This is a genomic window from Chitinophaga sp., assembly GCF_039596455.1.
In the GTDB taxonomy this organism is placed as follows: domain Bacteria; phylum Bacteroidota; class Bacteroidia; order Chitinophagales; family Chitinophagaceae; genus Chitinophaga.
This window is the reverse complement of record NZ_JBCNJR010000005.1, coordinates 228,075-254,758: the sequence shown is the minus strand read 5'-3', so window position 1 is coordinate 254,758 and position 26,684 is coordinate 228,075. Positions and strand designations below refer to the sequence as shown.

Annotated in this window: 24 protein-coding genes and 1 tRNA gene; 15 read left to right on the top strand and 10 right to left on the bottom strand. The window is 49.3% G+C overall.

Annotated elements, in window-relative coordinates:
• Positions 1–103: 103 nt before the first annotated feature.
• Together ABDW36_RS17400 and ABDW36_RS17395 are read left to right on the top strand one after the other, a co-directional pair.
• The gene (locus ABDW36_RS17400; protein ID WP_343703200.1) at positions 104–643 is read left to right on the top strand and encodes a hypothetical protein; all 540 of its coding nucleotides are present in this window, start codon (positions 104–106) and stop codon (positions 641–643) included.
• Positions 627–1,094, top strand: coding sequence for a hypothetical protein (locus tag ABDW36_RS17395; RefSeq protein WP_343703199.1), 468 nt, complete (start codon positions 627–629; stop codon positions 1,092–1,094). Before ABDW36_RS17400 ends, ABDW36_RS17395 begins: the two co-directional genes overlap by 17 nt.
• 93 nt (positions 1,095–1,187) lie before the next feature.
• On the opposite strand, the gene ABDW36_RS17390 is transcribed toward ABDW36_RS17395, so the two are convergent.
• From ABDW36_RS17390 to ABDW36_RS17375, 4 genes are all read right to left on the bottom strand, one after another.
• Complete coding sequence (locus ABDW36_RS17390; protein WP_343703198.1) at positions 1,188–1,973, bottom strand: relaxase/mobilization nuclease domain-containing protein; 786 nt, start codon at positions 1,971–1,973, stop codon at positions 1,188–1,190.
• Complete coding sequence (gene mobC, locus ABDW36_RS17385) at positions 1,970–2,308, bottom strand: plasmid mobilization relaxosome protein MobC (protein ID WP_343703197.1); 339 nt, start codon at positions 2,306–2,308, stop codon at positions 1,970–1,972. Before mobC ends, ABDW36_RS17390 begins: the two co-directional genes overlap by 4 nt.
• 191 nt (positions 2,309–2,499) lie before the next feature.
• Positions 2,500–2,850 (bottom strand): helix-turn-helix domain-containing protein, encoded by a 351-nt coding sequence (locus tag ABDW36_RS17380; RefSeq protein ID WP_343703196.1) that lies wholly within the window; start codon positions 2,848–2,850, stop codon positions 2,500–2,502.
• Between the two features lie 93 nt (positions 2,851–2,943).
• Entirely contained in the window at positions 2,944–3,666 is a 723-nt protein-coding gene (locus tag ABDW36_RS17375; RefSeq protein ID WP_343703195.1) for a hypothetical protein, read from the bottom strand.
• Positions 3,667–3,822: 156 nt separating this feature from the next.
• Between ABDW36_RS17375 and ABDW36_RS17370 the strand changes: the two genes are divergently transcribed.
• The 4 genes from ABDW36_RS17370 to ABDW36_RS17355 all read left to right on the top strand — a co-directional run bounded on the left by ABDW36_RS17370 (position 3,823) and on the right by ABDW36_RS17355 (position 8,846).
• Positions 3,823–4,239: a hypothetical protein gene (locus tag ABDW36_RS17370; RefSeq protein ID WP_343703194.1), complete on the top strand. Its 417-nt coding sequence runs from the start codon at positions 3,823–3,825 to the stop codon at positions 4,237–4,239.
• A 61-nt stretch (positions 4,240–4,300) separates the two neighbouring features.
• Positions 4,301–5,632: a hypothetical protein gene (locus tag ABDW36_RS17365; RefSeq protein WP_343703193.1), complete on the top strand. Its 1,332-nt coding sequence runs from the start codon at positions 4,301–4,303 to the stop codon at positions 5,630–5,632.
• 183 nt (positions 5,633–5,815) lie between these two features.
• Positions 5,816–7,456 (top strand): DUF262 domain-containing protein, encoded by a 1,641-nt coding sequence (locus tag ABDW36_RS17360; protein WP_343703192.1) that lies wholly within the window; start codon positions 5,816–5,818, stop codon positions 7,454–7,456.
• Positions 7,449–8,846, top strand: a complete 1,398-nt coding sequence (locus ABDW36_RS17355) for a hypothetical protein (protein ID WP_343703191.1) — start codon at positions 7,449–7,451, stop codon at positions 8,844–8,846. The genes ABDW36_RS17360 and ABDW36_RS17355 overlap by 8 nt, the downstream gene beginning before the upstream one ends.
• Before the next feature lie 203 nt (positions 8,847–9,049).
• Here ABDW36_RS17355 and ABDW36_RS17350 read toward each other — a convergent pair.
• Positions 9,050–9,122, bottom strand: a tRNA-Lys gene (locus ABDW36_RS17350).
• A 195-nt stretch (positions 9,123–9,317) separates the two neighbouring features.
• Here ABDW36_RS17350 and ABDW36_RS17345 point away from each other — a divergent pair.
• From ABDW36_RS17345 to ABDW36_RS17330, 4 genes are all read left to right on the top strand, one after another.
• On the top strand, positions 9,318–9,854 hold the full coding sequence (locus ABDW36_RS17345; RefSeq protein WP_343703190.1) for an RNA polymerase sigma-70 factor: 537 nt from the start codon (positions 9,318–9,320) through the stop codon (positions 9,852–9,854).
• Between the two features lie 45 nt (positions 9,855–9,899).
• Entirely contained in the window at positions 9,900–10,844 is a 945-nt protein-coding gene (locus ABDW36_RS17340) for a FecR domain-containing protein (protein ID WP_343703189.1), read from the top strand.
• A 72-nt stretch (positions 10,845–10,916) separates the two neighbouring features.
• Entirely contained in the window at positions 10,917–14,303 is a 3,387-nt protein-coding gene (locus ABDW36_RS17335; protein ID WP_343703188.1) for a TonB-dependent receptor, read from the top strand.
• 13 nt (positions 14,304–14,316) lie between these two features.
• A complete protein-coding gene (locus ABDW36_RS17330) occupies positions 14,317–16,131 on the top strand; it encodes a RagB/SusD family nutrient uptake outer membrane protein (RefSeq protein ID WP_343703187.1) in 1,815 nt (604 codons plus the stop codon).
• Positions 16,132–16,188: 57 nt separating this feature from the next.
• Here ABDW36_RS17330 and ABDW36_RS17325 read toward each other — a convergent pair whose 3' ends face one another.
• Positions 16,189–17,172, bottom strand: a complete 984-nt coding sequence (locus ABDW36_RS17325) for an alpha/beta hydrolase (protein ID WP_343703186.1) — start codon at positions 17,170–17,172, stop codon at positions 16,189–16,191.
• A gap of 247 nt (positions 17,173–17,419) precedes the next feature.
• Between ABDW36_RS17325 and ABDW36_RS17320 the strand changes: the two genes are divergently transcribed.
• On the top strand, positions 17,420–18,781 hold the full coding sequence (locus ABDW36_RS17320; protein ID WP_343703185.1) for an alpha-L-fucosidase: 1,362 nt from the start codon (positions 17,420–17,422) through the stop codon (positions 18,779–18,781).
• An 8-nt stretch (positions 18,782–18,789) separates the two neighbouring features.
• On the opposite strand, the gene ABDW36_RS17315 is transcribed toward ABDW36_RS17320, so the two are convergent.
• Positions 18,790–19,557, bottom strand: coding sequence for a M90 family metallopeptidase (locus ABDW36_RS17315; RefSeq protein WP_343703184.1), 768 nt, complete (start codon positions 19,555–19,557; stop codon positions 18,790–18,792).
• 82 nt (positions 19,558–19,639) lie between these two features.
• Between ABDW36_RS17315 and ABDW36_RS17310 the strand changes: the two genes are divergently transcribed.
• The 3 genes from ABDW36_RS17310 (at position 19,640) to ABDW36_RS17300 (ending at position 23,650) form a co-directional block, all read left to right on the top strand.
• On the top strand, positions 19,640–22,087 hold the full coding sequence (locus tag ABDW36_RS17310) for an AsmA-like C-terminal region-containing protein (protein WP_343703183.1): 2,448 nt from the start codon (positions 19,640–19,642) through the stop codon (positions 22,085–22,087).
• Between the two features lie 114 nt (positions 22,088–22,201).
• Positions 22,202–22,786, top strand: a complete 585-nt coding sequence (locus ABDW36_RS17305; RefSeq protein WP_343703182.1) for a type 1 glutamine amidotransferase domain-containing protein — start codon at positions 22,202–22,204, stop codon at positions 22,784–22,786.
• A gap of 162 nt (positions 22,787–22,948) precedes the next feature.
• Entirely contained in the window at positions 22,949–23,650 is a 702-nt protein-coding gene (locus ABDW36_RS17300) for an SRPBCC family protein (RefSeq protein WP_343703181.1), read from the top strand.
• A gap of 70 nt (positions 23,651–23,720) precedes the next feature.
• Here ABDW36_RS17300 and ABDW36_RS17295 read toward each other — a convergent pair whose 3' ends face one another.
• The 3 genes from ABDW36_RS17295 to ABDW36_RS17285 form a co-directional block, all read right to left on the bottom strand.
• Entirely contained in the window at positions 23,721–23,957 is a 237-nt protein-coding gene (locus ABDW36_RS17295) for a hypothetical protein (protein WP_343703180.1), read from the bottom strand.
• A 29-nt stretch (positions 23,958–23,986) separates the two neighbouring features.
• Positions 23,987–24,247 (bottom strand): hypothetical protein, encoded by a 261-nt coding sequence (locus ABDW36_RS17290; protein ID WP_343703179.1) that lies wholly within the window; start codon positions 24,245–24,247, stop codon positions 23,987–23,989.
• Between the two features lie 130 nt (positions 24,248–24,377).
• Complete coding sequence (locus ABDW36_RS17285) at positions 24,378–25,193, bottom strand: mechanosensitive ion channel (protein ID WP_343703178.1); 816 nt, start codon at positions 25,191–25,193, stop codon at positions 24,378–24,380.
• A gap of 80 nt (positions 25,194–25,273) precedes the next feature.
• Between ABDW36_RS17285 and ABDW36_RS17280 the strand changes: the two genes are divergently transcribed.
• The gene (locus ABDW36_RS17280) at positions 25,274–26,641 is read left to right on the top strand and encodes an exonuclease domain-containing protein (RefSeq protein ID WP_343703177.1); all 1,368 of its coding nucleotides are present in this window, start codon (positions 25,274–25,276) and stop codon (positions 26,639–26,641) included.
• Positions 26,642–26,684 lie beyond the last annotated feature (43 nt).

The following is a 26,684-nucleotide window of genomic DNA, read 5'->3' as shown; positions in this document are numbered from 1 at the left end:
GCTTAAGTTCGTTCGTGTACTTTCCAAGGGTGCTGGGCGACTGGGCGGGGCCTGCGCATTTTTTTTGTCCGGCTCACATGTTAAACACTTACAATATGACTATATGCAACCTTCTTTATTCCTTCGGGAGCCGGCAGATGTAACCTTTGATATATTTAAAGCCCACGCCCTGCTCAAAGATCAGTCTACCATCTTCAGGAATCTAATGCACGAGGACGGGCCGAATGTGATACAAGCCATCTTTAATGAGGTGACCGTAACAGTTGATCTCTTTGAGGGAGAAATTGAATGCGGTCTGCAAACCCTGCATAGCCTTGTTTCCTACTATAATGCAGATATTATCCGGCACAGGGAATGGCTGCAAGCCTCTACATGCAAAGCCCTCTGGTGTTTCTTGTCTGACCGTATAGAATCCTTTGAAAGTGACCTCAACAAAATCAGTATGGCCTTTGGCATGCTCTTGCAACGGTTTAAATGGTTACTTATAGCTGACTGGCTGCAACCATTGCTCGTACCTGAAGGGCAGCTCATTGTCAAAACCAATAAATGCTTTTTCTGGGCCATTGGTGACGACAGGGATGCCATATTGGAAAAAGTCTTTTCTACACACTTTAAAAATTGTCATCATGAATCCTTCTGTTGAACTGGATGTGCGTTCGTTTCTGCATTCGTCCTGTGTTGACGACACTTATAGGGAAATTTGCATGCTCGCGGGGCTGCCCCGCACCAACCGGGTTAAGCTGGAACAAAAAGGCATTGTCAAATCACAATTATTAAATTTCCAACGGCTTATTGGCTTGGAGGTATTTACACTTGCCAACATCATTGGCATATCTCCCCGGTATTTCTATTACCTGAATTTAAAAGACCGGTTGTCCCCCAAAGCCATTCCGCGCCTGATGGCTATCCTGTACCTGTATAGTGATATCTACGCCACATTTGACAACCGGGAATACGCTCATATATGGGTTAGCTCTCCCGCAAGGGAACTGAATTGGGAGGCGCCCGTGAAGCTAATGCCCTACATGCTCTGCCACGAGGAAATAAAGCGGTTCTTACGCCAGTTGCAAAATGAAAAGGCTCCTTTGGAATAGATGCTTTTTCCGAAAACGCTGGGGCATGTTCTCCCGTTGCAAAAAGCATCTATTCTAAAGGAGCAGCCTTGCGGCAGCCGGTGAAGATTGAACCTACAGCCCAAGGCCGCGCCGCCGCTTGATCGGTTGCATGATGCGGGGGCGGATGTGATGCTTATGCAGGATGGCTTTTTGAATGCCCGCAAAAGAAAAAGACCGGTCTATGCTGCTTCCCTTAAAGGCATATTTTCCCTTCCGGTAGCTAATGCCCTGAATTTCCCCCGTTGTCTGCTTTTTCTTGTAAAGAATGTCAATGCCCTGTTTGAGCAACAGGGCTTCCAGTTCGGAAAACCGGGAAGACTGGGGCAAGGCGGCCGTTATTGCCTGAAATATCTCATACCGGGTGGCTTCTTCTTCGTTAAGGGCTTGCAGGTTGGTTTTGGTTAAGTCTTTCCTCGTGGCTTCAATTAGCCGGTACTGCCTGGTCAAAGCCTGCGCGGCTTTCTTTCCTCTTAAACCGATCCAGCTATCCGATATTACAACCCCGTCATGGTTCACAAGGTTGGCTATAATATGCAAATGGGGGTGAGCTTTTTCAGTATGTTTGACAATGACAAGCTGGGTATTGACCAGCCCGATCTGGCGGAGGTAAGCTTTTGCAATGTCCAGCATCAGCCTGTCTGTCACCTTATCCTCCGGGTGAAAGCTGAGAATCCCATGAAAGACGGCTTTCTTTTTATTGGGTACCAGTTGCCGGGTTTGTTCAAAGTCAAAGGCCATTACCCGCGGGTTATAATCCCGGACATCTTCGGAGTGTAGCAGTTGCGTACGCCTTTCGTCCTTGCACACATAGCGACAGCACCCGTAAAAAGTCTTTCCGGTAATAACTTTGCTAATCATGCGCCCAATTTTTTTAGAATGCCGTCAATTCTTTCACAAAAACTGCCTAACAGCGCCTTTGTACCGGTCATTCCCTGCTGGTGGCAGAGGCGAGCCATCTGGTTAAGGTTATTTGCCATTCCCATAAGTGTCCGCCGGTACTCCCGGCCTTCCTCGTCCAACCGGGCGGGCACTGTTCCTTGCAGGGTAGTTCTCCGCATGTAGGTCATCAGGCGCAAGCCTGCTTTATCAGCGTTTTGCTTTACAAGAGCCAATTCCTCACTATTCAACCTGACCCCAACTTGAATGGTTCTTTTGTTCGGGCTGGGTGGTCTTCCACATCTCTTTTCTTTCATCAGCATTTTCTTTAATGAGTTCAGGGACTGCCCGCTGGCGGGCAGCCTTTTGCGACCAACGGGAGCAAAAGCGAGCGCGTTTTTGCGAAGCAAAAACACCGCTCGCTAACGGAGCGAAGCCCGTTCCGAATCCGCGTACAGGTGGCAAGGCCGCCTGTACAATCTCCGCAGACGGGTAGCGAAGCTGCCCGTCAATCTTCCGGGCAACCTTCCCGTTCATCTTCCGGCTTTAGTAGTTGCTGGATGTCGTTCCATAGGAAATAAACTCGGGATTTGATCTTGTAGGGCTTCAGCCTGCCGTCCTTGATCCAGTCATAAATGGTCTGGCGGCATACCTGGAACATGGAGCAAACCTCTGTGATCTTAAACAGGGGCTTGTAGGTGAGGCCAGGGGTTTCATAGGCCGGGGCTACTGATCGGACCTTTTCAGCCTGCTGCATTTCTTCACGTACAATCTGGCGGACACTTTGCCAGAACTGCGCCGGTTCATAAGGAAATAACATCGGCGCTGCTGTACTTCCTTTGTTCACATTGTCTTGCATAGCTCAAAGATTTTTCTGCAACTATAGCAAAACAACAAGCCCGTAAAAAGTAAAGTATACTTTTTACGGGCTTGACAATATTTGGCATGATCTTTACGTAGAACTACGCTTCTTAAATTTCCTGTCTAGGTTTGCCACAACCTCAATCCCATAGGGAAATTCGATACCCTCAAAAAAGCTACGGGCTTCTTCCAGGCTTTTCTCAATCTCGGTTTGCTGGTGAGGGGAAAGCTTCTTCGTTTTACAGGTAATCAGCTTTAAGTCTTCATGCATAGCATCAGGGTCTTTTCCGAACAGGTGCATTAACAGCCTTCCATACTGACGGGTTACCCCCGAAATCGCTAGTCCACTGGCATTGGCAAAGGCGAAATAAACGACCGCCGCAGCGAAATTTGACATTTGCGCCTTCTGACACTTTTTGAGGTGCTGTAGCTGCTTGCCTTCGTAGATTTCAATGATGGTGTCCAACTTGGGCAGGAAATCGACGTAAAAGAGTTGGCCGTATAGCCAGAAGGTTAGGACTGATAGACTAATTATTCCTGCCAGGAAGAAGCCGGGGAATGTAAATTGGTTAAAATTGGTGCTAAATGGTAAGGCAATGAACACCGATGCCAGATAAAATGCGCTAAAATGGGTTAAAACGTGTTTAATCCAGTAGTTAGCAATGACCTTTTTTCGGGTGGCGCTTGTGCTCCAGCCGGGGTAGTCTTTGCGGCAATTCTCATGGGTGGTTACAAATGCTTGCTGGATGTAGGTATTCCCAACGGGGAGATCAAAGGTGGCGAAGGATTGCAATCGCGTCAAAATCTGTTTCATACACTATTCCTTTTTTCTTTAAATTACAAAGAATAGCTGAATTTAAAAATACCTGATGAAATTATTAAAGGTAGAGTTTACAACTCTGGGGTTCTATATAGGTATCATCGATGGTATTTCTGTTGTAAATTCCCAAAATTAGAAGTATTACTGCGTATGGATTTAAATTTATTTTTAACTATTGTTGCTACAGTCATCGCGGTAATAACGTTTTATTATACCTATGCTAAGCAACCTAAGGAGGATGTAAACTTTTCCCTTCAGCAGTTTGAAAGGGGAAAAGAATTTAACGAAAAGCTGATTGAAAAGCTAACAAAATTTGCTTATTCTAACAATGCGCATAACGCACATCTCATGCAAGGGGTGACTTTTAAACAAGGAATAGACTTACTAACGCGAGCATTAAGCGAGATATATAATGATACCAACTATGCCTTGTTAAAAAATAAGGCTACGGCAGGAAAATCTTTGGATTATCTTACAAAGATACTGACAAATAATTATGAAAATATGATTCAAGTTGATACCATTTTTGAATTATATGTGAAAAATCACCCCCTTACAAATGCTTGAATAGACCATCTAAATACCTACGGATTTTAAAAGGTTGTAACAGCAATGAAAATAGTCTTACATGGGCATATTCAATAACCGCGAAATAGCTTTAGCCTCATGGGTCCTTATTGGCATCATAGCTTCCTTTTTCAACACCACTTTAAGAAGATCACTAGGGGAAATTCCATCTATAATGTTCAAAAAGCAATTAGTAGGAATCTACCTGATCGTCGTCCTCCATTTTGCCTTTTGCATTTGGGTTCTCTATCAGGTAAGGTTGTGGGACTACACGTTACTGAAAGACGCAATACTCTGGGTGCTCTTTGTGGGCTTTATTACAGTATTCAGGCTAAACCAGGTTTCCGAGAATAAAAATTATTTTAGAGATGCTATTTTAGATAATCTAAAGTTAACCGTATTGCTGGAGTTCATTGTAGGTCTATATACATTTAGTTTAGTAGCTGAATTTATAATAGTACCTATAGCGATCTTCATAGTGCTACTACTTGAGGTGGCTAAAACCAATCAAAAATACGAAGCTGTTAGGAAGGTCGTAAGTTTTATAGTTATAGTTTATTCAGTTTTTTTACTTTCATACAGTATTTATCACATTATATCTAATTTTAAGGATTTTGCAACAGTAGGCACTTTACGAAGTTTTTTTCTAGCCCCCCTTTTATCTGTTTTATTTCTACCATTAATTTATTGCATGTCTGTTTATATGATCTATGAAACAACATTCATTGTAATAAGAAGAGCTATTCCTGTCCACTTACTAGGACAGGCAAGGAAATATGCCATTATACAATTGGGGTTAAACACTTCTGCATTGATAAGGTGGCGAAGCGGTTTGTTTAGAAAGGAAGTAAGGACAAGTACAGATATTCTAAATTCCATAGAGGAAATAAAGAAGCGACAAGCAATTGAGAAAAGACCACCGCCAATATCCTATGAAGATGGTTGGTCGCCCTTTGAAGCAAAGAACTTTCTTGCGAAAGAAGGAATACCCACAGGTTATTATAACCATAGTTGGGAAAAAGATTGGTCTGCGATGTCTACATACGTAAACCTGGACAACTCAATAATTCCGAACAATATTGCTTATTATGTATGTGGAAGTGAATTTGCTGCTACGAAATTATGGCTGGTTGCAAACATAAGTTCGCTCGAAAATTCAATTCTCGCTCATAAGGCCTTAGTAGAATATTCTAAAGTTCTATATAAAAAGGCTCTAAGAGGAGATTTTCCTGAGGTTATTGAAAATGCATTATGGCTGGGCGAAAATCAAATTTTAACATTAGCCAGCGTCAATATTTCCGTTTCCAAGAACATTTGGGAAAGTAAAATCCCGGGATATAATTTAAACTTTGAAATCAAGCACGTAAAGGATAATAGCAGCCTTTCTGTCTAGCATAAGGGTTTTAGCACAATTGATCACATGTAGTAAATTATTATCTTGTAATTTTACTGAATTCGTTATCTGATTTTACTTAAAACCATTCGGACCACATGGGAAATATTAGATTTTTTGATATTGTTTAAATATTTTTGAGAGTTGATTATCCACATTATATTCGTATAATAAAAATATAATATGTCATTATCTTTAAGCGCGGAACAGAAAGAGCTTTTGAAAATTTTTAGAATAGAGGAGCAATATGTTATTCCATCATACCAAAGACCGTATTCCTGGGAATTCGATCAATGTTTTCAATTATACAATGATCTGTTAGCTGCCTTTATTGCAAAGCAGGACTATTTTATTGGCAATATTATAATTGCTAAAGCCGAAAATAATAAAGATTCGCTAGATGTAATTGATGGTCAACAAAGACTTGTTACATTGCTGTTACTTTTCAAGGTACTCTATGTACTCCAACCCGAAATGAAAGTTTTACAGCAACTGCTGGAAAAACAAGATTGGGAGGGTATTAATACAGTTTCTAGAATAAGATCAAATGTTTTTGAAGCAAATGACGAAGAAGCTATCACAGATATTTTGAAATGCACTATAGAGAGTTTGCAAATGCGGTTAAATGCCGTAATAGACAAGAATGGCAAAGTGACCGAACGAAAATGTGATAGTCGATTTGAGGCCAATACATTGCATTTTTTAAACTGGATTCAATATTATTTTAAGAACAAACCCGCGGATTTAAAAGAATTTATACACTTCCTATTAAAGCAAGTTTATTTATTGCCAATTGAATTAAGCGGTCTAACTCAAGATGAATCTAACGAAAAAGCGCTGGTAATATTTGAAACAATTAATAATCGAGGCGTGAATCTTGAAGATGCTGATATATTTAAAGCGAGGTTATATAACAAAGCGAGAAACGTAAAGGAAGAGAAAATATTTATTGAACAATGGATTGAATTTAAAAACAGCTGTCAAAGTTTAAACCTAGACATAGATGATATCTTCAGATTCTATTCTCATATTATTAGAGGTAAAGAAGGAATTACTTCTAGCGAAACGAACCTTAGAGTGTTCTTTATTAATGAGAAGTTTTCTCCATTTGAACTGAAGAAGTACAAAGAAGTATTAAATGATTTATTTAGAATAATTGAAATACTTGAGGCACTCAATCAGGAAAAGGCTAAACAAACTGAAGTAACAAAATGGCTTCAAGTAATTGACGCCTATACGAACCAATACCCTAAATACGCTATTGTCAATTATTTGTTCGTCAACAATTTAACATTTGACGAAAGATTTTTGAGCTTCTTGAAGTCTGTAATAAGATATGTGTACTACCAAGGTTCGACATCAACAGTGAAGTTTGAGGTATATAATATTATCAAACAAACGTCTTCACATTTAGAAGTTGATTCATATTATTATGAGGATATTTCTCCTGATTACTTCAACTATTTAGGTAGATTGAAAAAGGGATTTGCTTTACTTGCATACTACATTAGTTCAGACGTAGCTTTGCCAACATATAATGTAGATAAGATCATTACCTTAAAAGATAAGGGGCTACTTTCAGAAGATTGGCAGAATATAGACCTAAACGATATAATTGATAGTCTCGGAAACTTCTTGATTCTTGATATTCCAAAGCGATACATTCCATTCGATAAGAAACCAGAGTATTTCAAAGGTTCAAGTATAAAGGAGATACGAGAGCTATTTAACTCTGGTAAGTTTACATTTTCAGATTATAAATCTAGGGATAACGAGTTAAAAAAGCGCCTTGTTACATTTTTTAAGCAAAGTACTTATGAATAAGTTAAGATTAGAGGGCTTTAAGGCATTTGAAGAAGAATTGGCCATCTCTCTAGATAACAAAAAGAACCTCCTTTTATATGGCGAGAATGGAGCTGGAAAGAGTTCACTTTATGAAGCGATAAAAGTCATTTTCTTTAAAGATAAAATAGAATCAAGTATCAACGCGCAAACACCGGAGGATCTTCAGCAATTAAGAAGCGAATTATGGAATTCTTATAATAACAAGGTTGCCAGTGAAGATTTTAAAATAGAGATAAATGATACCGACTATAAAAATTTCGATTCCTCTAGTTATCAGATTTTCATGATATCAATTGAAGATCTTAATGTTGGCGACAACATAAATTTACAATCGCTTTTAGAAAAAGTTTATTTTACCATAGATAGTACATCTGACATTTGCAGAAACCACCACAATTTCATCGAAAGTGAAGTTAATTCTGCACTTCTTAATTTTCACGAAAGCGTTAATATTGAAATTGATGAGGAAGATGAATATAAAATTAAAATAATCGATGTTAGAAAAAATATCGAACGGAAGTCTGATTTAAGAAAGTATTTTAATGAGGCTAAGTTGAATTTAATATTTCTTTTGATTTTGTTAAATTCAATTATCGTATCTAAAGATGTGGCCAAAACTAAAATTTTGGTCTTAGACGACTTCATAACTAGCCTAGATACTTCCAACCGGACATTCTTAATTAAGTACATCTTTGATAAATTCCAAGACACACAATTATTAATTTTTACGCACAACATCAGCTTTTACAATTTGATTATGCATGTTGTAAATGACATAGAAAAATCTAATAGAAAATGGGTATTCTCAAATTTGTATGAAATTAACAATAAGCATAAAATTTATATCAAATCAGAAATTGAAAAAGTTCAAACGATAAAAGATGCTTTCAATAATCTACCAGCTAATCCTAGTCAGGTTGAGATTGAAGGTATAGGAAATAGAGTTAGAAAAAAATTCGAAATATTACTATATGAGTATTCTAAATTGCTCATGATAGGTGCAGTTGAAGATAGTAGGAAAATTCTAGAACGAATCGCTATTGGCAAGTCTTGTTATTATCAAAATAAAAAAACTGCATCCGATTTAATAGAAGATATAGAAGGACTATTATCGGAAAATATCCCCAACAACTTAATAGCTAGATTACAATCTTTAATTAGTCAATACAAAAATTCAGGATTTGATAACTTCCAAAAGATTTCAAAAGAACTGAAATTGTATCAAAAAGTAACGATGCATCCAATGTCTCATGGAGTAGCAGGAATGTCTACTTTTACAACCAAAGAAATTTTAAGATCTTTAGAACTGTTGGAAAAAATGGAAGATTATTTAAAAGAAATGGTTAACACTAATGTGGCTACCGTTTAGCTGATTAAAATCGGGTAAAATGCAACTTCCTTTTGTTACCTTGCTGAATAGGACAAGATAAATTAATATATATTATCTTCGTCTAGATAGTTCGCTCTTTATAAAGCTACGTCCACCAGAAAAGCCCCTCGCGGCTTTTATAGAATAAATTATAGAGTAAAAACAGAAAACCCGCGACTAGCGCGGGTTTAAGTAGATTCCAGTGATCCCGCTGGGACTCGAACCCAGGGCCCATACATTAAAAGTGTATTGCTCTACCAACTGAGCTACGGAATCAATCACCCGTTCATTTTGGGATTGCAAAGATAGGAATTATACATTTCATTCCAAATAATTTTAAAAAATATTGACAACCAGCACAAACACCACCTCAAAATCGTACACAAAAATCCACCCCCACAGTAAAATTTGCTCAGAGAATTAAATAGCTTTACCCCCGGCATATAAATTTGCAGAAATCCAAAATCGCCTATGCAGCACCCTGAAGACGATGGCTCAATGAAACCCGTGGCGCAGATATTCCATGAATATTATTCCGCCCTGGTAGGGTATGCCTGCAAGTTTGTAGACCTGCATACGGCGGAAGACCTGGTGCAGGACGTGTTCATCCAGGCCCACGGCAAGCTCCCCCTCAACCCCCGCAGCTATCTTTTCCGCAGCGTGCATAATAAATGCCTTGATTACTTCAAACGCCAGCAGGTTCATCGCCGCTTTGTGCAAGACGCGCTGCTCACCCAGCAGGAGCTGGAGCACTTCAACCCTGAAACCGGCCATAAAAGCCTGCTGGAAGCATCAGATGAGCGCAGCGTATGGGAAGCCATTGAGCAGCTGCCGCCCAAATGCCGGGAAATCATCAAGCTGCGGTACCTGCAGGGCCTCAAAACGGCGGAGATCTCCGATGCCATGGGCATTTCTTCCCGCACCGTAGAAACACAACTATATAAGGCCATCAAACAGCTCCGGAGCGTATTCCGGAAGTTCAGCATATTTTTTTCCAGTTTTTTTTGACATCCCGTACGTAGTTTTTATTCCCTCATCGTCTATACTATCGAAATGGCACCAATACCCGAAAACAGCGAAATAGATTACAATCTCCTGGTGAGTGTTCTGAGCGGCAAGGCCAGCCCGGAAGAAGTGGCGTTTGTCACCGCCTGGGCAAAGCAGTCTGATGCCAACCGCGAGCTGTATTTCAGGGTAAAAGACCTGCTTGACCTGGAAAAGGCAGGAGAGCGGCAGCTGGATGTGGAAGCGCGCTGGCAGGAAGTGGCGGCCCAGTTGCCCCAACGCCGCGCCGGCTGGCTGAAGTACGCGGCCATGATAGCGGTGCTGCTGCTGGCGGGAGGTACGGCCTTTTATTTCGGCACCCGCAGCCCGGAGCAGGAGGTGCGCATAGCGGTGAGCGGCAACGCGCCGGCGCAGCTCAAAATGCTGCCGGATGGTACAAAGGTGTGGTTAAAGGGAGGCAGCTCCCTGCAGTACAAACCCTCCTTCGGGAAAACAGACCGGGAAATACGCATCACCGGTACGGCCTACCTGGATGTACAGAAAGGTACCCTGCCGTTTGTGGCACATACGGATAAAATGAGCGTTACCGTATTGGGCACGGCGTTTACGCTGCATGAAAGCGCGGTGATAGTGACCCAGGGCAAGGTGAAGGCCAGGGCAGGGGAGCGGGAAGTAACGGTGCAGCCCAATGAAAGGGCCAGGCTGCAGCCGGGCGGGGCGCTGGAAAAAGACCGGGTGAACGCGCAGCTGTTCGGCGCCTGGAGAGATGGGGACTACAAATTTGACAATACCACATTAGCGGAAATAAAAGACGTATTGATAAGCAACTATGGGTACGAAGTAGAGATACAACGGCCCGAAGCATTTAAAGGCACCACAATTAGCGGACGTATAGCTATGGAAAACGAAAAAACAGTGAAGGAAGTGCTGGCGGCCATGCTGCAAGCACATATTGAAAAAACCGGGAATAAACTGATTATTCAACCAAAGTAAAAGAACACAGCAGTACCAAAATCGAAGTAATTCCATTTTACAATTTCATCTGACCTAACCAAAATTTACGTTATGAAATTTGGACGTCTACGGCTATGCCTTGGAGTAGCCAGTGCATTGCTATGCCTGCAGGCTATTGCCCCCGTTGCCCTGGCACAACAATCCTTTGCAAGTGCAGGCCGCCTTACCCAGCAGCGCAGTACCGGGGAAGCGCGCACCATTCCCCTGAAAGACGCGCTGGAAACAATTTTCCAGAAGTACAAGCTGCGCGTGGCGCACAATGAGAAATTCACGAAAGACGTGCGCGTGCCGGAACAGCTCACCAAAGAGCCGGTGAGCCGCATCATTCCCTCCATGCAGCAGGCGTTGAAGCCCTACCGCCTCTTGCTGAACCGCATTTCAGATTCCCAGTTCATTATTGCCCCGGCGGAAGAAACGCCCGCGCCGGCGCCGGCCACCGGCAAGCAGGCGGCTAAAATACGGGTATCCGGCACGGTAAAGGACGAGCTGGGCGCCGTCATCATTGGCGTAACGGTGCGCGTGGCGGGCACTACGCAGGGCACGGTTACCAACCCGGAAGGGTATTACTCCATTGAGGTGGAACCTACGGATACCCTGGAGTTCTCTTTTGTTGGCTACGAAACGCAGAAGCTGAGCGTGCGCAACCGCATGGACCTGCACGTGGTGATGGAAGCGAGGGAAGGGGGGCTGAATGAGGTAGTGGTAGTGGGTTTCGGTGCGCAGAAAAAGGTGAGCCTGGTAGGAGCACAGTCTACCGTACGCCCGCAGGAGCTGAAGCTGCCGGCCCGCAGCCTCATGAACGCCCTGGGCGGCAGGCTGGCGGGCATTGTGTCTGTACAGCGAAGCGGGGAGCCGGGGTACGATGGGGCGGATATCTACATCCGCGGCATTTCCACCTTCAGCTCCAGCCCGCAGGGGCCGCTGATCATTGTAGACGGTGTGCCTGACCGTTCCATCACGGATATTGACCCGGAAGATATTGAGACCTTCACCATCCTGAAAGATGCCTCTGCCACGGCGGTGTATGGTACCCGCGGCGCCAACGGGGTCATTATTGTGAACACCAAAACGGGCCGCGCGGGCAAACCGCAGATCAACGCGGAGCTGAGCCATGCCATGACGCGCTTTACCCAGCTGCCTGATTATGTAGACGCGCCTACCTTCATGCGCCTCTACAATGAAGGGCTGCAGATGCGCGGCAGAACGCCTATCTATTCGGAAGACCAGGTACAGAAACACATCACGGGTGAAGACCCAGACCTGTACCCGAACGTAGACTGGTTCAAGCAGATATTCAATGAATGGGGGCTGAACCGCAAGGCGGGCCTCAACGTACGCGGCGGCTCGGAGTTTGCCACCTATTACATCAGCGCCAATTATTATTCTGAATCGGGCATGATGAAGCGTGACAAGCAGCAGTCCTACAACAACAACATCAAGCTGGACCGTTTCACTTTCTCCACCAATGTAGACGCCAGCATGACCAAAACCACCAAGCTGGAGCTGGGCGTGAACGGCTTCATCATCAACAGCAACTACCCGGGCATTGGTACGGGAGACCTCTTTAACCTGGCCTCCATGGTACCGCCCCACATCATACCGCCGCAGTACTCCAACGGCCTCTGGCCCAAGATTCCCAGCGGCGGCTTCTACAGTCCCTATCGGGATCTTACGCAGCGTGGCTACGCCACCGAGTACCGCAACAACATCCGCACCAACCTGCGGGTGCGCCAGAACCTTGATTTTGTGCTGAAAGGCCTCTCGCTCACTTCCATGTTCGCGTTTGACTCCTATAACTGGAACAACCTGAACCGCAAGCGCAACGTGCAAACCTACATTGCGGAAGGCCGTGATGCGGACGGGGAGCTGGTGATGCGGCTGGTGGAAGCGGGCTCTGACGTGCTGGGCTACGAAGGCTCCCGCGGCGGCAACCGCCGCTTCTACACGGAAACGGCGCTGAACTACGCCAACAGTTTCGGCAAGCATGATGTTTCCGGCCTGCTGCTCTTCAACCAGTCTGACTATATCAATGGAGACGCTACAGACCTGGTGGCCTCCATTCCCTTCCGCATCCGCGGTGTGAGCGGCAGGGCCACCTACGGGTTTGACAACCGCTATTTTACGGAAGTGAACTTCGGCTACAACGGTTCGGAGAACTTCACGCCCAAACGGCGCTACGGGTTTTTCCCCTCTTTCGGCGCGGGCTGGGTGGTGTCTAACGAGCGTTTCTTTGAGCCGTTGAAACAGGCCATCCCGCACCTGAAGTTCCGCTACACTTACGGGGTTTCCGGTAACAGCAACACCAATTCCCGCTTCCTGTTCATGACGCGCATCAACAGCGGCAGCTATGGCTACCAGTTTGGCGTACCGGGCAGCACGCAAAATTTCGGCACGGGTTATGAGGAAGGGCAGGTGGGCTCTGATGTAAGCTGGGAAACGGCCAAAAGGCAAAACCTGGGCTTCGAGATCAAGCTGTTCAAAGACCGCCTCTCCCTGATTGCCGACCTGTTCAAGGAGCACCGTACGGGCATCCTGCTGCGGCAAACAGACATTCCGTACGCGTCGGGTTTTACCACGGGCAACATTCCTTACGGCAACGTGGGCATTACCCGCAACAAGGGCATAGACCTTACGCTGGAATATAACCATGCCTTTAACGAAGATTATTACATCGGCTTCCGTGGCAACTTCACCTATAACAAGAACGAGAACGTGGCAGACGGCTTGCCGCCCTGGCAATACCCCTGGCTGAACCGCACCGGCCACCCCATCAGCCAGCGCTTTGGCTACGTGGCCACGGGCCTCTTCCAGGATTCCGCGGAGATTGCCCGTTCTCCCCGCCAGTCTGGAGATGTACGCCCGGGAGATATCAGGTACAAAGACCTGAACGAAGACGGCATCATCAACAGCTTTGACCAGCAGGCCATTGGCTACGGCGCCGTTCCGCGCATCATTTACGGCATCAACCTGAGCGCGGGCATAGGGCGGTTTGACCTGTTCATGTTCTGGCAGGGCGCGGCCATGGTAGACTTCATGTACTCCAGCGGCCACAGTACCAACCCCTTCTACGAAGGCCCCACCATCGGCAACCTGTACACCAACGCTACAGACCGGTGGACGCCTGACAACCCCAACCCGAACGCCTTTTATCCAAGATTGTCTACCCGCTCAGACGTAACCACCAACTACTACACCAGCACCTGGTGGATGAAACGCGCTGATTACATCCGCCTGAAGGAGATACAGGCCGGCTACAACTTCGGCATGAGAAGCCTGCGGCGCTACGGCGTGAAAAACATGCGGTTCTACCTGCAGGCCACCAACGTGCTCACCTTTTCTCCCTGGAAAATATGGGACCCCGAGCTGGGAGACGGCCGCGGTACGGTATACCCGCAGCTCTCTGTTTTCAACGCAGGCTTACGTGTAAACTTCCAATAAAAACAGAAAGATCATGATCACTACGATACATAAAAAAATCATGCCGCTGGTACTGCTGGTGCTGATGCTGGCGCCTTCCTGCCGCAAAGGCTTTTTGGATACAGTGCCTGATAACATTACCACGCTGAAAGACATTTTTACCAGCAAGGCCATGACGGAACAATGGCTGGCACGGTGTTACAACATTATGCCCAGCATGTGGGACCAACCCTACAACAACGTATGGAGCGGCCAGTCTGACGAGGTAGACTATGCCTGGGTACAGCCCGGCATCAACTCCGGCGCCATTACGCCAGACAATGCCAGCCCCAATAACTGGAACCCGTATTACCAGACCATTCGCCAGTGCGCCATTTTTATCAGGGAGGCGGTGCAGAACAAAGAGATCAGGGAGCAGCCCAACGGGGAGCAGCTGCTGAAACAATACATTGCGGAAGCGCGTTTCCTGCGTGCGTATTACTACTGGCTCATGATGAAGCAGTACGGGCCGGTGGTGCTGATGGGTGAGGAGCCGAAAGCGCCAGAAGACAACTTCCAGATACCGCGCAGCTCCTGGGATGAGTGTGTGGCCTACGTGCTGTCTGAAATGGACAAGGCGTATGCAGACGTGCCGGTGGTGCATGTAAACCCCGGCAGCGGGGAGGTAGATAAAACGCAGATAGGCCGTATTACCCAGCCGGTGATTGCGGCGGTAAAATCACAGGTGCTGCTGTTCCACGCCAGCCCGCTGTTCAATGGCAATACGGAGCTGGCCAATTTCAAGAACTTTGATGGCAAGCAGCTCTTTAACCAGACGTACGACAAGGAACGCTGGAAAAAAGCGGCAGACGCGGCGCTGGCGGTGATCAACCTGAACCGCTACGAGCTGTTCAAGGTGTCTCATGCAGATCCCTTCCAGGCGGCTTTCCTGTCTTACCGCAACCTTTTCTTTGACGGTTATACGAAAGAAGCCATCTGGATACGCTCTTCCAGCGCAGACGGCCATTGGGAAAGGCATGTAAGCCCCCGTGCGGCTAACGGCAACGCCTGGAACGGGGTGGCCGTTACGCAGGAAATGGTAGACGCCTTCCGCATGGCAGACGGCAAGGCCATTACAGACCCTGCCGGCAGCTATTCTGAAACGGGCTTCACCAATACGGCCACCAGCTTTTTCGTAGCCGGTACGTACAACATGTACGTAGGCCGAGAGCCGCGTTTTTATGTGAACGTAACCTTCAACGGGGCTACCATACCGGTGGTGCCTGATGCCAAGTATTCACGCGTGGAGTTTTTCTTCACCGGCAACAGCGGCAAGAACGGCGCGCCGAGAGACTGGCCCAGCACGGGGTACACCGCGCGCAAGAACGTTCACCCCACAACAGATTTCAGGAACAGCAAATATGTAGCCCGCCCGTCCATGATGATCCGCCTGGCGGAGATCTACCTCAACTATGCGGAAGCATTGAACGAGTATGATCCCGGCAATGCGGAGGTGCTGCTCTACCTCAATATGGTCAGGAACCGGGCCGGGCTACCTGCTCTCACCGGCGGCAGCCAGGAACAGCTGCGCAAGGAAATACGCCTGGAAAGGCAGCTGGAGCTGATGTTTGAAGGGCACCGCTATTGGGACGTACGCCGCTGGAAAATACCTGAGCAGCCTGATGCGCACCAGGGCGGCCAGTTTCACGGTATGAACATTGAGAAAGGTACCTCGCTTTCCGACCCCGAATTTCACAAACGCACCGTAGTATTTACACGCGCGGCCTGGCAACCCAGGTTCTACTTCTATCCCGTACCCCAAAGCGAGATAGACAGGAACAAAGTGCTGGTACAGTTTCCCGGGTACTAGCAAGCTTTGTTCAAGGCAGATGAACGGGCGTATCGTTGTACGGTACGCTCGTTTGTTTTAACGGCCTTTGCGTTTTACGTTGAAGGCTACAATTTCGCTGATGAGCTGGGCGCGGCCTTCTTCCGGCCGGCTGAGGAATACGTGATGGGTGGCGTTGGGCAGCACTACAAATTTCTTCTTGGGGGCGTTCACCAGGTGCTCTTCCAGCGCCTGCATGTCTTCCGGGCGGCTCCAGGTATCCCGCCCGCTGCGGATGCAGAGAATGGGCACGCGGATGTCTCTGGCATGCCAGAGGCCTTTGCCCTGGGCGGTGTAGAACGCTTCTACGCGGTAGCCGCCGGGTACTTCCAGCAAACTGTCCGGGTAAAAACCTACCGCGGTTTCTGCATAGGCCTTGGCAATGGCGGGGTCATAAAAGCTGTCTTTTTTCCAGGAGGCCAGCAGGGATGTTTTGGTGGCCCTGCGCATGGAAGAAATGGTGGTATAGTCAAACTGGGTGGTGTCCATCCAGCTGCGGAAGGTTTCCGTATACGGCCAGGGGGCGTTAACGCTGTAAAGGGAATTGAGGAGGATGAGAGACGAAATTTTATCAGGGTACATGCAGGCATAGTAGCCGATCCATTGCGCGCCGGTAGACCAGCCGAAGAGGCATACCTGCTTTTTGCCGCTGCGTTCTATGATATAATCCACCACCGCATCTATGTCATGAGACACTTCTTTGGAGCTGCCGGCAATGATCCAGCGGCGGGTGGTATCATAATCAGGCCGGGTGCTTTTTTCCCAGCCGCGGGCGTCCATGATGTACACGTCCATGCCTTCCAGGGCCAGGTCTTGCGCCAGGGAGCCGCCGGGGATGGGCAGGTCAAAAGAGGCCAGTCCGCCGGGGCCGCCGCCATGTACCAGCAAAATGGGCGGCTTGCGGCTTCGCTTGCGTGCTTTTACCTCCCGTACAAAGATGCGCACGCCAGGGTCGCTGGCCACCATAGCATCCTGCCGGGTTACGCTCTTCTGCGCAGCAGCGGGTTGAATTGAAAACAACATGGGGAGCAGTAACAAGGTTTTCCACATAAGTGATTTGACTGGTGGCCCCAAAAATAATGCAAAATGTGCAACCTGCCATGGAAACAGCCGTAAAATGAAGCGAAAAAACTACAATGAATAGCTAAAAAGCAGGCACTCCCGTCGCCCCTAAACCGTAATTTGTGCAAACGGTTGCATAAAGCGCCGCGCATGTAAAATTCCATGAAATAAAGGCGCTCCGCCAAGGAGGCCATACTAAAACTGACAAATGAAAAAGATTGCTGCAATGCTGGCCGGCCTGCTGCTGGCACAAGGCCTCCAGGCCCAGAATTCCGCCAATGATCAAAGAATGAAATGGTGGCGCGAAGCGCGCTTCGGCATGTTCATTCACTGGGGCGTATACGCCGTGCCCGCCGGCAAATACAAAGGGTACCCCATGGCGCGGGGCGGCGGGGAATGGATCATGAACCGCAGCAAAATTCCGGTGGCGGAGTACCAGGGGTATGCCAGACAGTTCAACCCCGTAAAGTATAACGCAGAGCAATGGGTGCTGATGGCCAAGAACGCGGGCATGAAATACATCGTGATCACCGCCAAGCATCACGACGGGTTTGCGCTCTTCAACTCCAAAGCCAGCAAATGGGACATTACAGACGCCACGCCCTACGGCAAAGACCTGCTGAAACCGCTGGCGGAAGCCTGCAAAAAACACGGCATCAAGCTGGGCTTTTATTACTCCCAGGCGCAAGACTGGAACAACCCCGGCGGCTCTGTAGCCCGCAAGGAAATGCGCGAAGGCTGGCCCAACCCTGACTCCGCGAAGATAGACGCCTACACCAAAGCCCACAAAGGCCATTGGGACCCGGCGCAGGAAACACAAACCTTTGACCAGTACATCAGCAACGTGGCCGTGCCGCAGGTGAAAGAGCTGCTCACCAACTACGGTGAAGTGGCGGTGCTCTGGTGGGATACGCCTACCAACATGACAGACGAGGCGGCCCAAAAACTGCAGGCGCAGCTGGCCCTGCAGCCGAATATCATTACGAACGACCGGCTGAAACGCCCCAACTTCCCGGGAGACTATAAAACGCCGGAGCAGAAGATCCCCAACCTCAGTGACCTGGATGGCCGGGACTGGGAAACCTGCATGACCATGAACGGCACCTGGGGTTTTAAAAGCTATGATCATAACTGGAAATCTGTAGAAACCATGGTGCGCAACCTGGTAGACATTGCCTCCAAAGGCGGCAACTACCTGCTCAACGTAGGGCCCACCGCGGAAGGGGAATTTCCGGCGGAGAGCATCAAAAGCCTGCAGGGCATAGGGGAGTGGATGAAGGTGAATGGCGAAGCTGTTTACGGCACGCAGAAGAACCCGCTGGTATCTCAGCCCTGGGGCCGCATTACGCGCAAAAACAACACCCTGTACCTTTCCGTGTTTGAGTGGCCGGCCAATGGCCAGCTGGAAGTGGCGGGCCTGCAACAAAAAGTAAAACGCGCTACGTTATTGGGCAGCAACCAGCCGGTGAAAGCGGCGGCAGCGGGTAATAACACCAGCTTCAGCCTGCCTGCGGCGGCGCCCAATGCCATTGCCTCGGTAATAAAGGTAGAGCTGGACGGTGGTTTGTAAGCGGCTGTTCAGTTCACGGCCGCAGGGTCTTGATTGAACATTTTGGAAAGAATAGCATAGAGCTCCGGGTGATGCTCCTGCATGCGCCCGGGGTTCTCAAAAAAGTATTCAGACACCACGGCCAGGAACTCGCTTTCATTCATGGCCGCATAAGGGTTGATATCTGACTGCCCGGTTTCAATCCTTTTGATCTCTTCATGCATCACCTGCAGCCAGGGCACGCTATAACGGTGCTGCAGCAGGCTTTGGGGCATACCGTCTACTGTGCCGTCTGTTTTGTCTACCAGGTGAACAAATTCATGTATGGCGGTATTACTCTTATCCGTGTATTCCGAAAAACCATAGCGGAGCGCATTTTTGCTCAGTAACATCTGCCCGTTGAGCGGGCCGCTGCCCACCATGCCCAAAATAGTGCGCCGGTCTCCTTCAAACTGGTATTTTTCATCGAACGTATCGGGGTAGAGTATCACGTTGGTGAGGTTGCGGTACTTCCAGCCGGGGAAGGCAAAAATGGGGATCACCGCGCTGGCGGCTATCAGCACCCTGTCCAGCTCCTCCACATTGGTGCCCACGCCTTCTACCGTTACATGCCCCATAAATTCCGTTACTTCGGAAGCAAATCGTTTTTTTTCTTCGTCACTCAGCTGCCGGTAGTATTTTACATGCTGCCCTAACAAAGCTTCCACCCCGGGGGCGGCTTTCACGCGCGGTTTGCGCCAGAACCACCAGAAAAGGAAAAGGACTATTACAATCGGTATCAATGCTGCTGCCATCATCTCAAATATCGTATTCCGGCGGCAACCTGACAACATTTTTTCGTCATTATTGTTTATATTCAGAAACACTAACTATAGCTTCATGTCGCGTTGGGTCCGTATTTCTCTTATTTCCGCAGGCAGCCTGGTGGCGCTCGTCATTCTTTTATGGCTTATACTGGCGCTGGTAGTGCGCAGCCGCAAACAGGCCATTCTCACCGAAATTACCACACAGCTCAGCAGCCGCATAGACGGAGACCTGGTGATACGGGATATGGAACCCTCCCTGCTGCGGGGTTTCCCCAATATTTCCGTTACCCTCAAAGACTTCAGCCTGAAAGACAGCCTGTATAACCGCCACGGCCACACGCTGCTGGACGTAAAGGAGCTGTTCGTAAAAGTGAACACCTTTGCCCTGCTGCGCAAGGAGGTAGACATCCGGCAGGTAACGCTGGAAAACGGTACCATCTACCTCTATACAGACAGCACCGGCTACTCCAACACCTACCTGTTCAGCGGCAAAAAGAAAAAACAGCCCGCTAAAAGCAAAGAACCTACCATACAAGACATCCGCCTGCGCAATATTGTATTCACCTTCGAGAACCACCAGAAGTTCAAGCTCTACCAGCTGGACATCAAAAACCTCCGCGCGGAAATGGACTACAAGGCAGACGGCTGGGTATGCCACGTCAGGAAACAGATACACATCCGCAGCCTGGCCTTCAATACCACTAAAGGCAGCTACGCCAAAGACAAGATGCTGACGGCGGATATCAACCTGAACTGGGCCGCGGCCAATAAAACGCTCACCATCCCCGAGCAGGAGTTCCGTTTTGACGGGCAGCCGGTGAAAATAGGGGCGGAGTTCAACTTTACCTTCAAACCGGCGCATTTCAACCTGCATATTGCCGCGGAAAACATCGGTTTCCGCATGGCCTCCTCCATGGTAACGCCCAATATTTCTTCCAAGCTGGACAGCATAGATTTTGAAAAGCCCCTCAATGTATATGCGGACGTGCGCGGCCACATGCAGTTCAGGGATACGCCCTACGTAAACGTCACCTGGAACACGGCCGGCAACGTGATGACGGGCAAGAACATTACGCTGGAAGGAGTAGGCTTCAAAGGCGCCTTCCTGAACGAAGTGGAGCCCAACAAAGGCCACAACAACGCCAACTCACGCCTGAGCATATACGATTTTACAGCGGCGTTTGACAGCATACCCGTTACCGCAGATACCATCCGCGTGCTGAACCTGCAAAAGCCGCTGCTCACCGGGCGGTTCAAATCAAAGTTCCCCCTGCAGCGCCTCACGCACCCCATTGGTCCGGACCTGTTCAACTTCACCAAAGGGGAAGGCCTGGTAGATATTGAGTACGCCGGCGGCTGGGACCCGAAAGACACGGTGGCCGGCTACCTGCGCGGCACCATACAGGTGCGGAACGGGGCCTTTGTATATGTTCCCCGCAACCAGACGGTGCAGGAGTGCGAGGCCACGCTCGATTTTGAGGGGCAGGACCTGTATTTCCGCGGGGTGCGCCTGCGCAGCGGCAGCAGCACCATGCAGCTGGAAGGCAGCGTAAAGAACATGCTGAACTTCTACTTTGCCGCGCCGGAAAAGATACAGATGAACTGGACGCTCAACAGCCCGCTGGTGAACCTGAACGAGTTCCAGTCTTTCTTCGTGAAACGGCACCGCAAGGCCGCCTCTGCCCAAACCCGCAAAAACAACCGCCACCGCCACGCGCGGGTAATGAAGCAGCTGGAAGTAGTGCTGGAAGAATGCAGCGTGAACATGCAGCTGGCCATAGACAAAGTGCGCTACCGCCAGTTCCAGGCCAACAAGGTGCGGGCGGGGCTGGAGCTGTCTAAAGAACAGCTCCGCGTGTTTGAGGTGGCCCTGCAAACGGCCGGCGGCTCCATGATGGTGAACGGCAACATTCAGCACGCCAGCAACGGGAACGACAAGTTCAGGCTGGACGCGCGCATCAAACAGGTGCAGGTAGACGAGCTGTTCCGCCAGTTCGAGAACTTCGGGCAAAACGGCATTGAGGCCAAAAACCTGAAAGGCATCTTCTCCGCCACGGCCAACATCAGCGGCGGCATGCGGGAAGACGCCACCGTGAAACCGCACTCCATGTTCGGCACGGTTACCTTTGACCTCAACAAGGGCGCGCTGGTACACTATGAGCCGCTGGAAAACCTGGGCAAGTTCATTTTCCGGAAGCGGGACATGTCTAACATCACCTTTGAACGCATCAACAACCAGCTGGACATACGCGGCAACAAGATCATTATACACCCCATGCTGATAGCGTCCAGTGTGCTGAACATACAGGTGGAAGGAGTGTACGGCATGCCCAAAGGCACAGACATCAAGCTGCAGGTGCCCCTGCGCAACCCCAAAAAAGACGAGCTGGTATCTGACGCAGACGAGCTGCGCAAACGCCGGAAGAGCGGCATTGTGCTCAACCTGCGCGCGGTAGACGGGGAAGACGGGAAGGTGAAGCTGAAACTGGGCAAAGGGAAAGATGATACCGCAAATGAGTAAATAAATCCCCACTTCATATTTGGCCCCCCTTGCCTGCAGCCTGTTTGCGGGCAGGAACCCTTTTTGCTGCATATACCCGGTACACCAATTGATTACATCTAAAAACAGAACAAGATGGAACAGCAAGCACTGAAAGACAAAAAGGTGGCCGTGCTGGTGGCCGATGGTTTTGAAGAGGTGGAGTTTACCAAACCCGTTGAAGCCTTACAGGAAGCCGGCGCAGCCGTAGACGTGATTTCCCTGAAAAGCGAGCCCGTAAAAGCATGGGCGCATACAGACTGGGGCGGCACTTACCCGGTAGATAAAAAAGTAGACAGCGTAACATCTGCGGATTATGACGCGCTGGTACTGCCCGGCGGCGTGATGAACCCTGACCTGCTGCGCAAGGAGAAAACCGCGGTAGACTTTGTGAAAGGTTTTGCCGATGAAAAGAAACCCATTGCCGCCATCTGCCACGGCCCGTGGACGCTGATTGAAACGGGCATGGTCAATGGCCGTAAAATGACATCATATCCGAGTTTAAAAACCGACCTGGTAAATGCAGGTGCTGAGTGGGTAGACCAGGAAGTTGTAGTAGACAATGGCCTGGTAACCAGCCGGAACCCTGATGACCTGCCGGCGTTTTGTGACAAGATGATAGAAGAGATTGCAGAGGGGCAGCACCTCTCAAGATCCAGAGGAGTCCATCAGTTAGGTTAACCCGCAGCAGGGAGGCAGCTATGTTGCCTCCCTGTTTTTCTTTGCTGCCATGAGGCAGATTGTGTAATTTTATACACACGGCTGTTCCGGTAACGGCCTGTTTTTCACAGGAGAATATTTTAGCAGGATTTTCGCTGTATAACACGCAAAACCCTTTTTTGTATGGACCAGGAACATGAAATGGACAAGCCGCACGCTGGCTTTTTGTATGACAATACCACCGTTATCAACGTATCCAGAACCGGCCGCATTATATCCGCCGCCGCCGGCGCCGCGCTGGTATACGCCGGCCTGCACGATGTTGGGAAGAAACCCCTCACCAGCCTGGGCCGCCTGCTGGCAGGCGGGTACCTGCTGTACCGTGGTATTTCCGGCAACTGCCCCCTGCAGGCTATTGTGGAAGACAAGCTGCATACCCGCCACGCCCGCGCCGTCAACATCCGCACCTCCATGGTGGTGAACGCCCCCATTGCAGACGTATATGCCTACTGGCGCCAGCTGGACCACCTGCCCGCCTTTATGGGCCACCTGCACGATGTAGAGCTGCTGGACGACAAACGCTCACACTGGACCGTGAAGCTGGTGGGAGACCTGGCCCTGGAGTGGGACGCGGAAATAGTAGATGAAGTAGAGAACGACTTTTTTGGCTGGCGCTCCCTGAACGGCTCTGCCGTGTCTAACGCCGGCAAGGTGCGCTTCCGTGAAACCCCGGAGGGCGGCACGGAAGTATTGGTCACCATTTCTTACAGGCCGCCCGCAGGCTACGCCGGGGCCGGGCTGGCACGCTTGCTGAACCCCGCATTTGCCAAACTGGTGCGTGACGATGTGAAGAATTTCAAACAACATATGGAGAGTCTCTACTAACAACTAATAAAAAAGAGAAACCCCGGATACAGTTCCGGGGTTTCTCTTTTCACAACCAACATCCTGTATGCTATGGCCTGAATGTTTTAAAAGTGTCTGGTTTTGGCAGGTTGGACGTATCCCTGTCTTTCTTGTCTTTTTTCTTCTTTTTCTTAGTAGAGTCCTGGGGGACAGTATCTTGTACATTCAAGCTGATCCCATCGTGGGAGCTGGCGGCCAGCGCGGGCTGGCTGGAGAAGCTTCTGCTTCCCATAAGAACTACAATAAACATGGCGATAATACCAATGGGTGCGATTTTTCCTTTCATGGTTAAAACTTTTTATGTTGACAATTGCATTAAACGGTGATGTCTTTCGTTTCATCCTGGTTGGCAGCTTCGTCAGGGTTGCCTGCATCTTGTGAAAGGGGAATATCTTCATCCCTTTCATCTTCTTCTCCTTCCAATTCCAGATCTTCATCTTCGTCATAGTCAGCATCATCTTCCTCTTCTTCTGCCTGTTCAATAGCTTCATCATAGTTGATATCCTCATCTCCCTGGGGGTCTTGTGGTACGTTGGCTGTGCGGCCTTTGCCGGGAGGGTTTTGCCTGGGTTGCATACTGGGTCCGGTTTAAATGGTTATTAAATTGTTTTCGTGTAAAAAAGGCCAAAAACCGAACCATTGCCAACAGCAGGAAAATTGCAAAGTAACAGCCGCAAAACTGTGTACTTTTTTGCCCAACAACTGTTCACGGCAGTAACTGTTTTCCACGCAATGCGTCCAGTACCCTGGTAATGAGCCGGTGCCGCGCCTCGTTATAGGCGCTGAGCTGGTTATTGTCTATCCAGAGGGTGATGGTGAGCTTGAGATTGGCGCCTTCGATGTTTGCAAAATACACTTCGGGCGGGCGGTCTTCGTCCAGCAGCTCTTCCTCATCCGTAATGTTGCGGATGGTCTGGATGATCTCCTCCAGCACGGGTGGCGGCTCCTTGTTGAAGGGCACCATTACGTTCAGCTCTATTTTCCTTTCTTTGGTGCGGGAATGGTTGATGATGGGTTTCTGGAAAATGTCTTTGTTGGGGATGATGATGAACAGCCCGTCAGACGTGCGCATGGTGCTGCTGCGGAACTGGATGTTCTCTACCGTGCCGGTGAAGCCGTTGGTCTCTATGACGTCTCCCACATCAAACGGCTTGCGGAAGGTGATGTAGATGCCGGAAATGAAATTGGCCGTAAGGTCCTGGAAGGCAAAGCCCAGCGCCAGGCCAACGATGCCCGCGCCGGCCAGGAGGGAAGACACCGCCTTGTCCAGCTTCAGCACTTCCAGCGCTGTGAACAGGCCAATGGTGAACACAATGATGTAGGCCAGCCCGGCTATGAGGTTGCTGATGGCCGTTTTATCGGAAATACGGCAGGAAATGCGGTACACCACCCGGCGGATGAATTTGGCCAGCAGGTAGAAGACAATGAAAATAACGATGGCCAGGGCCAGGTTGGGCAGCATTTTAATGGCCGCTTCGCCCCAGCGCTGCAGTTTGTCGAAGATCAGTTTTGTCCATTCCATGGCAAAAAGGGGTACAAATACTGCACCAGCGCCCGGGGCAATGCGCAGATACCTTGCGTACCAATCCGTATATTTGCCGCATGTACGCCATTGTAGACATTGAAACAACAGGGGGGCACGCCAGTGCCGGCTGCATCACGGAAATTGCCATTTTTGTGCACGACGGGCGGGAGATCGTAGCGCATTTCGAGACCCTCGTGAACCCCGGGCGGCCTATTCCGCGCTATATACAGGCCCTGACGGGCATCACGGACGAAATGGTGGAAGACGCGCCGCCGTTTGAAGACGTGGCGGCCCGCGTGTTTGAATTGCTGCAGGGCCAGATCTTCATTGCCCACAACGTCAATTTCGATTATTCTTTCCTCAAATACCAGCTGGACGGCTGCGGGTATACCCTGCAGGCCAAAAAGCTCTGTACCGTGCGCCTGAGCCGGAAAGTGTTTCCCGGTTTCCCTTCCTACAGCCTGGGCAACCTCTGCCGGCAGCTGGGCATCAACATACAGCAGCGCCACCGCGCCAGCGGGGATGCGCTGGCCACCGTACAGCTGTTTGAACGACTGATGGCGGCAGACAGCCAGGGCGCCATTGCCCAGGCCCTGCATGCCCGCTCCAGGGAAAAATGGTTGCCGCTGCACCTGCCGCAGGAGCAGGTGGCGGAGCTGCCTTCCTGCCCCGGCGTATATTATTTTCACAACAACAAGGGCAAGGTGGTATATGTAGGCAAGGCGAGAGATATTAAAAAGCGGGTCACCAGCCATTTCACCGGCAACAGCGCCGGCCGCCAGCGGCAGGAGTTTCTCCGCAACATACACCGCATTACGTATGAAAAAACAGGCACGGAGCTGATGGCCTTCATCCTGGAATCTATCGAGATACGCCGCCTCTGGCCGGAGTATAACAATGCCCAGAAACGCATCGAGTTCAAATTCGGTATTTACACGTTTGAAGACCAGCAGGGTTACCTGCGGCTGGCCATCGAAAAACGCCGCAAATACACCCACCCGGTGTTCACCTTCAACCTGCTGGCAGACGGCCACCAGCTGATGCGGGAGCTGATAAGGGAGTTCAAATTATGCCCCAAGCTCTGCTTCCTGCAAACAGACCAGGACGCCTGCACCGGCATGGCTGAAAAAACCTGCAAGGGCGCCTGTGAAAAGAAAGAAAAACCCATACGCTATAATAAACGGGTAGCCGCCGCGCTGGAAAGCCTGCAGGCCCGCCAGCCTTCTTTTGCCATTCTTGACGCCGGCCGCATGGCCACGGAACAAAGCTGCATCCTGATGGAAAAAGGGAAGTTTTACGGCATGGGCTACGTACCCAGGGACGTTACCGTGTCTGACGGCGCCATGCTGAAAGACTGGCTCACACAATACCCGGAGAACGATTTTATCCGCAACCTGCTACATCAGTACACCGCCTCCAAAACGGCGCGGCTGGTAAGCTTCTGATACGCAAAAGGCCGGCAAGGATAACCCGCCGGCCCTGTTGCGT